At 52.9% G+C, this 11,954-nt stretch carries 10 protein-coding genes; 4 read left to right on the plus strand and 6 right to left on the minus strand.

Annotation, left to right across the window (positions count from 1 at the left end):
* Position 1: 1 nt before the first annotated feature.
* The 5 genes from DFR47_RS08870 to uxaC all read right to left on the minus strand — a co-directional run bounded on the left by DFR47_RS08870 (position 2) and on the right by uxaC (position 6,240).
* Positions 2 to 901, minus strand: coding sequence for an ABC transporter permease (locus DFR47_RS08870; protein WP_113944065.1), 900 nt, complete (start codon positions 899 to 901; stop codon positions 2 to 4).
* Positions 902 to 909: 8 nt separating this feature from the next.
* On the minus strand, positions 910 to 1,989 hold the full coding sequence (locus DFR47_RS08875; protein WP_113944066.1) for an ABC transporter ATP-binding protein: 1,080 nt from the start codon (positions 1,987 to 1,989) through the stop codon (positions 910 to 912).
* 59 nt (positions 1,990 to 2,048) lie between these two features.
* Positions 2,049 to 3,227 (minus strand): ABC transporter substrate-binding protein, encoded by a 1,179-nt coding sequence (locus DFR47_RS08880; protein ID WP_113944067.1) that lies wholly within the window; start codon positions 3,225 to 3,227, stop codon positions 2,049 to 2,051.
* A gap of 119 nt (positions 3,228 to 3,346) precedes the next feature.
* The gene (locus DFR47_RS08885) at positions 3,347 to 4,843 is read right to left on the minus strand and encodes a mannitol dehydrogenase family protein (protein ID WP_113944068.1); all 1,497 of its coding nucleotides are present in this window, start codon (positions 4,841 to 4,843) and stop codon (positions 3,347 to 3,349) included.
* Positions 4,840 to 6,240 carry a glucuronate isomerase gene (gene uxaC / locus DFR47_RS08890; RefSeq protein WP_113944069.1) on the minus strand — a complete coding sequence of 467 codons (1,401 nt, stop codon included), beginning with the start codon at positions 6,238 to 6,240 and terminating at the stop codon, positions 4,840 to 4,842. The genes DFR47_RS08885 and uxaC overlap by 4 nt, the downstream gene beginning before the upstream one ends.
* 232 nt (positions 6,241 to 6,472) lie before the next feature.
* On the opposite strand from uxaC, the gene DFR47_RS08895 reads away from it, so the two are divergent.
* The 4 genes from DFR47_RS08895 to DFR47_RS08910 all read left to right on the plus strand — a co-directional run bounded on the left by DFR47_RS08895 (position 6,473) and on the right by DFR47_RS08910 (position 10,942).
* Positions 6,473 to 7,183, plus strand: a complete 711-nt coding sequence (locus tag DFR47_RS08895) for a GntR family transcriptional regulator (RefSeq protein ID WP_374788411.1) — start codon at positions 6,473 to 6,475, stop codon at positions 7,181 to 7,183.
* A gap of 70 nt (positions 7,184 to 7,253) precedes the next feature.
* Complete coding sequence (gene uxuA, locus DFR47_RS08900) at positions 7,254 to 8,462, plus strand: mannonate dehydratase (protein ID WP_113944070.1); 1,209 nt, start codon at positions 7,254 to 7,256, stop codon at positions 8,460 to 8,462.
* Between the two features lie 3 nt (positions 8,463 to 8,465).
* The gene (locus DFR47_RS08905) at positions 8,466 to 9,998 is read left to right on the plus strand and encodes a UxaA family hydrolase (RefSeq protein WP_113944071.1); all 1,533 of its coding nucleotides are present in this window, start codon (positions 8,466 to 8,468) and stop codon (positions 9,996 to 9,998) included.
* Positions 9,999 to 10,060: 62 nt separating this feature from the next.
* Positions 10,061 to 10,942: a sugar kinase gene (locus DFR47_RS08910; RefSeq protein ID WP_113944486.1), complete on the plus strand. Its 882-nt coding sequence runs from the start codon at positions 10,061 to 10,063 to the stop codon at positions 10,940 to 10,942.
* A 101-nt stretch (positions 10,943 to 11,043) separates the two neighbouring features.
* On the opposite strand, the gene ehuB is transcribed toward DFR47_RS08910, so the two are convergent.
* Positions 11,044 to 11,931: an ectoine/hydroxyectoine ABC transporter substrate-binding protein EhuB gene (gene ehuB, locus DFR47_RS08915; protein WP_113944072.1), complete on the minus strand. Its 888-nt coding sequence runs from the start codon at positions 11,929 to 11,931 to the stop codon at positions 11,044 to 11,046.
* Positions 11,932 to 11,954 lie beyond the last annotated feature (23 nt).

Consider the following 11,954-nt stretch of genomic DNA (forward strand, 5'->3'; position numbering starts at 1 on the left):
ATTAGCCTTTACCTCCGCTGGTCGCGCCGCGATAAAACAGACTGCGTATGCCAAGGACTGCCGCGACAATAGCGAGCTGCACAGTGGCCATAATCATGGCAACGGAGGATGCCATTGAATAATCATATTGCTCAAAGGCTGCCTGATAGGCGGCAATGGAAATGACGCGTGTCGGCCCTGCCGGAGCACCAAGCAGCACGGCGGAGGGGAAGACAGCGAAAGCCAGCACAAAAGACAGGCAGAAGGTAATTGCCAATCCCGGCATCAACAGCGGCAGAAGGACGTGGCGGAAACGCTGCCAGCTTTTGGCGCCGTGAGTTGCTGCCGCCTGTTCCAGCGCCGGATCAATACCGGTGACATAGGACAAAGTGAGCAAAAAGGTGAATGGAAAACCGGTAATAATCAGCGATGCGAAGACGCCCCAGTAATTATTGGTCAGCTTTAAAGGGCTGTCGACAAGACCGATAAACATCAGCGTACGGCTGAACCAGCCCTGCGGTCCCAGATAATTCAGCAAGCCTTCGGCCACCAGCACCGTGCCTAATGTGACCGGCAGAACAAGAATGGTAGTGAGCAGGCGCTGACGGCGCATCAGCCGGACACGAAATGCCACGGGCACAGCAATCAGCAGGCTGATCAGCGTGACAGGAATGGCCAGCCACAATGTCGTTCCGATGGTTTTATATAAAAACGGATCGGAGAAAAATTTGATATAATTGGCAAACATACCTTCGCCCTCTTGCGGGGTGAAGGAGAGCAGCAAGCCATAGATGAAGGGATAGATAAAGACCCCCAGCAGGAAGATAACCGCAGGCAGAACCAGCATGGTTGTGCCGTCGATCCCTTTGACGGCGAGCCTTTGTCGTAATGACAGTTTTTCAAGATCGGAAGAGGTGTTCATGTGTCACCTCACGCCGGAAACACAAGAGCACGGGCAGGGTCGATAGCCAGCGCGATAGCGCTGCCCGGTGCTGCATTCGCTGAAGCGTGAAACACCAGCTCATGTGCATTATCGGTGCTGGCAGTGCCGACAAAATCGCGGCCGCGATATTCAATTGTCTCAACTTTAGCCAGAATATTTGATTGGGTGGTTGATGCATTTGCAGCTGTGGTGCTCACATCATCCGGTCGCACTGCAAGAACAGCATTTTGCCCGACGGTCAGCGGCACCCTTGCGGTACCGGAAATATGGGCATTGCCGATATCGAGTGTGACCTTGCCGTTCTGTTCGGCGATAACTTTACCGGAAAGGCGGTTGCGGTAGCCCATGAACTCGGCCACATCCAGATGATCCGGATGTTCATAAAGTTCGACCGGTGAACCGACCTGCCGGATTTCACCATCGCGGAGCACCACAATCCTGTCGGCCAGCGACAGCGCTTCATCCTGATCGTGGGTCACATAAATCGTTGTGGCACCAAGCTGATTATGAATGCGGCGGATTTCAGCACGCATTTCCAAGCGCAGCTTGGCATCAAGATTGGACAATGGTTCGTCCATCAGAACCAGAGGCGGTTCAATCACGATGGCGCGGGCAATGGCAACACGCTGCTGCTGGCCGCCCGATAGCTGCCCCGGCAGTTTGTCTTCCTGACCGTGTAAGCGTACCATGGCAATGGCGGCTTCCACACGGCTTTTCATTTCCGCTTTGGGGGTGCCGCGCATTTTCAGACCGAAGCCGACATTCTGGCGTACAGTCATATGCGGAAACAGCGCATAATTCTGAAACACCATGCCGAAACCACGATCTTCCGGCTTCAGGGTGTCGATACGGGTTTTATCGATATAAATACCACCACCCGTTGTTGCGAGCAGTCCGGCGATACAGTTCAATGCTGTGGATTTTCCGCAGCCGGACGGGCCGAGCAGAGCAATAAATTCGCCTTTCCTGATCGAAAGGGAGATGCCTTTTAATGCCTGATGAGCTCCGAAAGACCGGCTGAGCTTTTCAAGCCGGATTTCCTCAAAGGGTAGTGACGCAAGTTGCATGAAATACCTCATTGCCGGATGTCACCTGAAAGGCAGATGACATCCGTCGTTTACCGGTTTTATTTTGGCTGGCTGGCGACTTCTTCGTCCCAGCGGCGGAACGCGACGACCATGGCATCCGGATCAAGCGGCAGCTCCACCGGATTATTGGCGATCCAGTCGGCATATTCTGCGCGGCCATATTCTGCGATGGCATCCTGACTGGATTGCGGTGCCATGGAAAGCGGCACGTCTTTGACCGCAGGACCCGGATAGAAATAGCCTTCATCATAGGTATAGGCCTGCTGCTCAGGGGTGAGCAGGAAGCTCATCAGATCGAGCAGAACAGCGAGTTTTTCATCGCTGACACCCTTCGGCACGCTCATAAACTGCGCATCGGCAACCCAATGGAAGCCATCCAGTTTGGCAACAGCTGCCTCTTTTGGCACCACGCCGAGCACGCGCGGATTGATATCCCAGCCGGTTGTGGTCACAGTCATATGACGGGTGCCTTCGCCGAGCTCTTTCATCAGAGCGCCGGTGCCGGTCGGGTAATATTCAACATATTTATGCAGCTCTTTCAGATAAGCCCATGTCTTATCCCAGCCTTTGACCGGATCGCGCGGGTCTGCATCACCGAGCAGATATGGCAGTCCCATCAGGAATGTGCGGCCGGGGCCGGAATTAGCCGGACGGGCATAGGCAAATTTATTCGGATTTTCTTTTGCCCATGCGAGCAGTTCTTCCGCATTGCTTGGCACTTTTTTCACATGCTCAGGCATATATTCGAGCAGCGGGCCCGACGGATAATAGACAACTGCAACGCCGTGATCTTTGGCAAAGGCCTGCATGCGCCATGCCGGTTCCAGATAAATAGATTGCAGGTCGGGCAGCGCACTTGCGTGATCCGGAAACAGTTTGACCCACAGGTCCATTTCCAGTCCGGCAGCCAGCGCATCTGCGCCGGTTAAAACCAGATCAATATCGAGACGTTTGGCAGCCTGCTGCGCTTTCAGCTTGCCCGGAAGTTCCGGTGCCGGTGCTTTGGTGAAAGTGATTTTTGAAACCAGTTCCGGTTTAGCCGCAGCATAATTTTCAATGGCTTTCTGGGTCAGTGCCAGATTACCGGCAACATCAACAATGTTGATTGCGACCGGCGATGTCGGCAGTGCCAGTTTGCTCTGCGCCCAGAGTTTTGTTGCCGGAAGTGTAGCAAGAGCTGCCAGACCACCCAATGTCTGTCTGCGTGTGAAATGCATGACTGTTCCTCCCCGTTGATTTTTATTGGTCGTACGGCCTGCCTCCTCAGAAAGGCCGCTCTTTTATTTTAATATATTAGTCTATCAATTTTGCAGGGCAAGCAAAAAATATTCCGTTTTTACGTCTTGGTGCTTGCTGGTTTGAAATTCTGAACTGTTTTAGCTGCGCCATTTGTCAGTAATGTTTCAAGCTGCTGTAAAATGACGGATTTGAAATGTGCATTTTGAGTAAATTCAGGCGCGAAAATACTGTCAAAAGCCAGCAATGCACTCAGTATATCCTGTGTAGTAGTGAGCCCCGCCGTTGCTCGTAAGAGTTGATCACGCAGCGGATCACGAATGTCGATAACCTGCCCGTGTTCATCTTTACCGGTTACAAAGCGCATCCATGCGGCGACTCCCAATGCCAGACGATCAAAAGACTGACCGGCCAGAAGACGGTTATGGATTGTATTCAGCAGACGCTGCGGCAGTTTCTGCGAGCCGTCCATAGCAATCTGCGCAGTCCGGTGATGCAGAGCCGGATTACAAAACCGTTCAATCAGCTGATCTTTATAGGTTGAAAGATCAAAATCCGGCAGAGCGGGCAGTGTCGGCGTAATTTCTTCATCCATCATGGCGCGGATGAATGTTTTGAAACCGGCGGCGGCCATGGTTGCGGATACGGTTTCATGACCGGCGAGAAAGCCGAGATAGGCAAGTGTGGAGTGACTGCCGTTGAGCAGACGCAGCTTCATCAGCTCAAAAGCGGCGACATCGCGGACAAAACTTGCGCCGGATTTTTCCCATGAAGGGCGACCGGAAGGGAAGTGATCTTCAATCACCCATTGGCTGAACGGTTCTGTGCAGACCGGCCATTGATCTTTCACGTTCAAAGCACGGCTGACACTTGCGCGATCCTGATCGGTGGTCGCGGGTACAATGCGGTCGATCATACTGGACGGGAATGCAACATGTTCAGCGATAAAGCGGCCAAGTTCCGGATTTGTCAGCGCGGCAAGCCGGACGGTCACACGCTTCAGTGTTTCTCCGTTGGCTGGCAAATTATCACAGGAGAGAACTGTGAAAGGCTGTAGTCCTGATGCGTGTCTTCTCCTGATAGCCTCTACCAGAAAGCCGGGGGCAGAGCGCGGCGCATGCGGGTGTTTCAGGTCATGGATAATATCGCTGTTGCTCTCATCCAGCGTGCGGCTGGAGGGGGCGTAGCAATAGCCTTTTTCGGTCACAGTCAGCGTGACAATGCGGATATCTGGCTGGCACATGGCTTGCAGCACGGCTTCCGGATTTTCCGGTGCAACCAGTATATCGGTCAGGCAGCCGATAACATGCAGTTTTTCACCGGCACCATCACGCACGGCAACACTATAGAGATAATCTTGCGGGGCGAGCGCATCTCTGGTGTCGGGGCTGCGCAGAGAAACACCGGTAATGCCCCAGCTCGGGTCATCCTGCAGAATATTTTCTGTATACACTGCCTGATGCGCACGGTGAAATGCACCGATACCTAAATGGATAATCCCTGTTTTCAATTGAGAGCGATCATAGGCAGGCTTGCCCACAGTTGCAGGCACATCGGTCAAGGTTCTGTCAGATAGAGAATTGAGTGTTCCGGTCATAGTTTATAAGCCTGTTTAGCCAGCCGGTAGCTGAGGTCATGAGCGACTTCATAGGCTTCTTCCTCATCAAGGCGGTGCTCTGCAACAAGACGGGCAAGGAAGGCACAATCCACACGGCGCGCCATATCATGACGGGCGGGAATGGAGAGATAAGCGCGGGTGTCGTCATTGAAGCCGACAGTATTGTAGAAACCGGCACTTTCCGTTGTCAGCTCACGATAGCGTCTGATCCCCTCCGGGCTGTCATGGAACCACCATGCGGGGCCGAGCTTGAGGGCAGGGTAATGCCCTGCCAGCGGTGCGAGTTCGCGGCTGTAAGCCGTCTCATCCAGCGTGAACAGAATAAGCGTCAGGCGCGGATCATTACCATGTGCATCCAGCAGAGGCTTGAGTTCTTTCACATAGCCGGTCTGGTTCGGGATATCCGCACCTTTGTCAAAGCCGAAAGCGGAGAAAACTTGCGGATTATGATTGCGGTATGAGCCCGGATGGATCTGCATCACCAACCCGTCATCAATGCTCATGCGTGCCATTTCAGTCAGCATCTGTGCACGGAATAATTCCGCATCTTCCGGTTTGACCGGCTGTTTGATGATGCGTTCAAACAGAGCTTGCGCTTCCCCTGCCGAGAGATTGGCTGTCTGTGCAGTCGGGTGACCGTGATCAGTGGATGTTGCGCCGCGTGCCTTGAAATAGGCGCGGCGGTTGCGGTGCGCCTGCAAATAACCCTGATAGGTCATCGGATTATTTGTCAGTGCGATAAATTTTTCCAGTTCTCTATGAAAATCAGGGCGGGATGCATCAACCACCGCATCCGGCCGGTAGGCGGGAACAACGCGGCCATGCCAGCCTGAGCTAAGGATCGCATCATGATGTGTTAAAGGATCATTGGCGGAATCCGTAGTGGAGATCACCTCAATATTGAAGCGGTCATATAGCGCACGCGGACGCATTTCCGGCGTCGCCAGCTTTTCGGAAATCAGGTCATAAAGCCGGTCGGCATTGTTCTCGCTGAGACGTTCCGTAATACCGAAAACGCTCTCCAGAGAATGTTCAAACCAGAGGCGGGACGGTGTGCCGCGAAACAGAGGCCAGTGTTTTGCAAATAATCGCCAGATGGTGCGGCTGTCGGTTTCCACCGCTGCGCCATCCAGACGGGCAATGCCTAATTGCTCCAGCGAAATGCCCTGTGAGTAGAGCATACGGCAGATATAATGATCGGGTTTGACAAACAGGGTTGCCGGATCGGGAAAAGCGGCATCTGTCGCATACCATGACGGTTCGGTATGTCCGTGCGGGGAGATGATCGGCAGTTTTTCGACCGATGCGAACAAGCGTCGCGCTATGGCGCGGCTGTCTGCCTCCGCAGGCAGAAGGCGATCCGGATTGAGTGCCATTGCTGGTCTTTTCCTCCCTGACAGACTTTGAGGTCTGTTTCCCGTCATTGCTGTCCGGCTTGTCCTGTCCGCGGTTTTGATCCGTCTTGTACAGAATTTGCATCCGGCGCTTGGCGAACAGTAAATAATAATATATTAGTATGTCAACAGCGCATGGATTTTTTGTTTCGGATCGCAGTTGCGAGCGGATAAACAAGACCTGAAGATTTGAGATTCAGGCAGGAGAACAAGATTGAATACGCAGGCGACATTCGGGCAGATATCCTCAGTAAGGCGGCCTGCCGCAGGGCGTGAAACCGCAGCAAAGCTGATTTATCGCGCATTGCAGGCCGATATTGTTGCAATGAAGCTGCTGCCTGGCACGGCGCTGAACGAGAAAACATTTATTGAGCAATTCGGTGTGAGTCGCACGCCGGTGCGTGAGGCGCTTATTCGTCTGGCTGAGGAAGGACTGGTCGATATTTTCCCGCAGTCCGGCACTTTCGTGGCGCGCATTCCGGTTGATCTGATACCGGAATCTGTGGTGATCCGTCAGGCGCTGGAAGGAGCGACGGCGGAACATGCGGCATTATCATCAACACCGGATGCCGTCGCTAAGCTGGATGAGCTGATTGATATGCAGCAATTCCATGCCAGCCGTGAAAAGCTCGGACTGTTTCATGAAGCAGACGATGCTTTTCATGAGACAGTTGCGGAAATCGCCGGTTATCCCGGTATCTGGCAGCATCTGAAACTTGTGAAAATCCAGATCGACCGTGCACGACGTATGACCGTTCCGGTGCTGGGGCGTATGGATCAGGTTTTGCGCGAACATAAACTCATCAGGGATGCCATTGCCGCTAAAGATGCACCGGAAGCGATAAAGGCGATGAAGCATCATCTCAGCGCGGTTTTGCCGGATATTGACGAGTTGCGGAAAAGCCATCCGGATTTCTTTGTCTGATCAGGCGTTCGTCCGCTGTCGCAGATTTTCAAAATCATAAAATATAAAAACTTATTCGGAGGAGGGGTTAATGCGTCAAGCGTGGAGATGGTTCGGGCCGGATGCCGGTGTGTCTTTGGATGCTGTACGTCAGGCCGGAGCGACAGATATTGTATCTGCTTTGCATGATGTGCCGATCGGACAGGCATGGACGCCTAGTCAGATTGCAGAACGCAAGACGTTGATTGAAAATACCCCTGCTGACCGCACGCCGCTTGTCTGGTCTGTGGTGGAAAGCATCCCGATTTCAGATGCGATCAAGCGTGAAGGCGGTGCCGCAAAACAGGATATCGCCGCATGGATTGCCTCAATGGAGGCATTGGCGGCACATGATATTAAAGTCATTTGCTATAATTTTATGCCGGTTGTGGACTGGTGCCGCACCGATCTGGACTATGTCACGCCAAGCGGCGCGACAGCCATGCGTTTTGATCAGGATCGTTTTGCTGCTTTTGATCTGCATATTTTGCAGCGTAAAAACGCGGAACGGGATTATTCCGAAGCTGATCGTCTTGCTGCCCGCGCAACCTATGAGGCAATGAGCGAGACTGAGATTAATCAGCTGATTTTCAATATTGCCAGTGCTTTGCCAGGTTCAACAACCGAACCGCTGACGATACCGGCTTTCCGAGACAAGCTGGAAACTTATACGCATGTGGATGCCAATAAGCTAAGACAAAATCTGATTGCGTTCTTAGAGGAAGTAACCCCCGTTGCGGACGAGCTGGGTGTGCGGCTGACCCTGCATCCGGATGATCCGCCGCGCTCCCTGTTCGGACTGCCGCGCATTGCTTCAAATGAAGCCGATTATGCAGCGATTTTTGATGCAGTGCCGTCTCCGGCCAATGGTATGTGTTTCTGTTCCGGCAGTCTTGGTGTGCGGGCGGATAATGATCTGCCTGCAATGGCGCGCCGCTTTGCATCACGTATCTATTTCTCGCATTTACGGGCAACCACGCGACAGGGTGACGGACGCAGCTTCTATGAAGCCGCCCATCTTGAAGGCGACGTGGATATGGTTGCATTGCTGCGGGCGCTGGTTGAGGAAGACCGCAAGCGGGATAGCGGATCAAAGATTATTTTCCGCTCTGATCATGGTCACCGTATGCTGGATGATCTGGCAAAACAGGTGACACCGGGCTATCCGGTTATCGGCCGGTTGCGCGGCCTTGCAGAATTGCGCGGCGTAATCACTGTATTGGATGCCGGTGCTTTATGTTCGGCAAAGGCGGGCGGGTGAGCTATGACCCGTCAGAACAGCCCGGTTATTGTCCTTCATCCGTCTGACCATGTGGCGGTTGCGCGGGTGACAATCCGTGCCGGAGAACCTGTCGGCAGTGGTGAACTTGTAGCCGCTAATCTGATCGGCAAGGGGCATAAAGTTGCACTTGTGCCCATCACAAAAGGACAGGAAATTCGCAAATACGGCAATGTGATTGGTGTTGCGACAGAGGATATTGCTGCGGGTGCGCATGTGCATCTGCATAATCTGGCAATGCTGCCGTCACAGCACGAGCATGAATTCTGTGTTGATTATGCGGAGCCGGAACTGTTTCCTGACGCGGAAAGGCGCAGCTTTTTGGGCTTTGATCGCGGCGCGGGCGGGGTTGGTACGCGCAATTATATTGGTGTGATTGCGACGGTGAATTGTTCCGCCACTGTTTCACAATATGTGGCGGATCATTTCAACCGCATGGGCGGGCTGAAAGACTATGACAATATTGACGGTGTTGTGGTGCTTGGTCATGCGGGCGGCTGCGGGATCAATACGCAGTCGGAAGCCTATAGGGTTCTCACCCGCACGATACAGGGCTATGCCCGTCATCCCAATTTCGGCGGTGTGTTGCTGATCGGGCTTGGTTGTGAAACCAATCAGATTGCTCCGATCCTTGAGCATTATAAGCTGGAAGAAGGTGCGCGCTTGCAGACGCTGACCATCCAGCAATATGGCGGCACACGGAAGACAATTGAAGCGGCGATTGCAGCGATTGAAACTATGTTGCCGGTTGTGAATGCGGCACAGCGCACGCAACAACCTCTGTCGCAGCTGAAATTGGGTTTGCAATGCGGCGGCTCGGATGGTTATTCGGGCATTTCCGCAAATCCGGCACTGGGCTATGCATCGGATTTACTTGTGCGGCATGGTGGCACCAGTGTTTTATCGGAAACGCCGGAGATTTACGGTGCTGAACATTTGCTGACCCGCAGGGCGGCGCGACCGGACATTGCTGAAAAGCTGTTGTCACGGATTGACTGGTGGCGTGACTACACGCAGCGCAACGGCGATGAGTTGAATAATAATCCGTCTCATGGCAACAAATTGGGCGGGTTGACCACAATCCTCGAAAAATCGCTCGGTGCCGTAGCGAAAGGCGGCTCTATGCCGTTGCGTCAGGTCTATGAATATGCGCAGACGATTGATGAAGCGGGTTTCGTATTTATGGATACGCCGGGTTATGATCCGGTTTCTGTGACCGGACAGGTGGCAGGGGGGTGCAATCTCATCTGTTTCACCACAGGACGCGGCTCGGTCTCGGGTTTCAAGCCGGCACCGAGTATTAAAATCGCAACCAATTCAGATATGTACGAGCATATGAAGGAAGACATGGATCTGAATTGCGGTGAGATCGTTACCGGTGAAGAGAGTATTCAGCAGGCAGGGGAACGTATCTTTGAGGAGATTATCGCTGTTGCTTCCGGCCGCAAGACAGTGAGTGAAATTTACGGCTATGGCGATAATGAATTTGTGCCATGGCAGCTCGGGGCAACGACCTGACAAACAAATAGCATGACGGGGGAATAGTGAGGAAAAAGCTCTTTTTGTCTGCCGGTGAATGTATGATTGAAATGTCCTCACTGGGAGGCAGTGAGTTTCATCTTGGCTTTGCAGGCGATACTTTAAACACCGCATGGTATGCACGCGCTTGCCTGCCTGCGCAGAACTGGGATGTGTCATATTTTACCCGTATTGGTACGGATAGTTTTTCTGCAAAAATGAAAGATTTTCTGAACCGGAACGGGATCGAAACGGGCTACATTGAGGAAGATGCGCAGCGTCAGGCTGGACTTTATTTGATCGAAGTTGAGAACGGCGAGCGGCATTTCACCTATTGGCGCAACCAGTCGGCAGCACGTCTGCTGGCGGTCAATCAGACATTGCTCGCCAAGGCTTTTTCTGATGCCGATATCATCTATTTTTCTGCGATTACGCTGGCTATTCTTTGTCCTGAACAGCGGGCAGTATTTATCTCTCATTTGCGAGATGCTGCTTGTGCCGGAAAAACGGTGGTGTTTGACACCAATATCAGACCGCGTTTGTGGGAGAGCCACGATATTTTGCGCGAAACAATTATGCAGGCAGCAGCGGTTTCACAGATTATTTTGCCGAGTTTTGATGATGAAGCGGCAATGTTTGGCGATCGCAGTTTGGAGGATTGCGCTGCTCGCTATCGCACTGCCGGTGCGCAAGCTGTTGTGGTTAAAAACGGCGGCGGCATAATGCTGGTTGCCGATGATAATGGTATGCGCCAGATCACGGATATTGAACCGCTCATGCCGGTGGACACAACCGGTGCCGGAGATTCATTCAACGGTGGTTTTCTCGCGGCACTGTTGAGTGGCAAAAATCTTGAGACTGCTGTCAAGGCCGGACATGCTGTAGCCGCACAGGTCGTGATGCAACGCGGTGCGTTAATGCCGATGGAACAGCTGACTCTCTAGCGGTTGTCTTGCAGGACTTGGTACGGATTGCCGGAGAAGGATCGGGCAAAGACAGCAGATCATCGCCTGATCATTTCTCCGGTCATGCCAATGCTAATGGTCTATTGATTGCAAACATCATCCGCCGTCAGACTGGACGGAGGGATAGTTTCAGGGCCGAAACCAAAAGGTTCTGTAATTTTGGTGACGGTTCCGTTGGCCAAATTTTGCGCGAGCCAGCTATTCCATGCTTCACGCAGATCTGTGTCATCCTGACGAAACGCCATTGCACCATAGCGGGTTGCGGGCGTGCCAGACTTGGTTTTGGGTTGTTCGGTGAGGCTTGCGTATTCAATCGCCGGATTGGCGGCACGGGTAATGGCATTGTTAATTGTGATTGTTGAGGCAACAACTGCATCCACACGATCTGCCTGAAGGCCTGCCATAGCGGTGGCCAGATCCGGAAACAGTACCTGACGGTCTTTAGGAATATTGGCGTTTGCGGCCAAAGCAATCTCACCGGAGCCGGAAATCATGCCCAACCGTGCCGCAGGCGACTCCATAACTGACTGATAACTTGTCAGTCCAAGCGGGTTGCCTTGTTTAACGGCAAAAGCGTTATCTGACCGGTACTCGGGATTGCCGAAAGCAACGACACTGCACCGGTCATGCTGGATCAGCATACCTGTGCTGACAATGTCAAAATGTCCGGCACGTAAACCGCCGATTAACGCGCCGAACTCAGTGACAACAGGTGTGACCCCAACATTTTGTTCTGCAAAAAAGGCTCGTAATAATTCTGCTGACTGTCCGGTAACGCGTCCTTCGCCATCGACATAACCATAGGGATTGATATTGGCGATACCAACTTTGACTTTGCCTGAAGCGCGAATGCGTTCCAGAGTTGTCTCGGCTGCGGCCATTGAAACCGTGCCGAGTGTGAGTGCCGCGATGAGCGGCAGCCATAACAGCTGCACGCCCCGATTTTGTCGCTTATAGCGTTGTTTCATTGAGTTCCTCCCAAAACCATGAT

The organism is Pseudochrobactrum asaccharolyticum (assembly GCF_003314995.1).
GTDB classification, from domain to species: domain Bacteria; phylum Pseudomonadota; class Alphaproteobacteria; order Rhizobiales; family Rhizobiaceae; genus Pseudochrobactrum; species Pseudochrobactrum asaccharolyticum.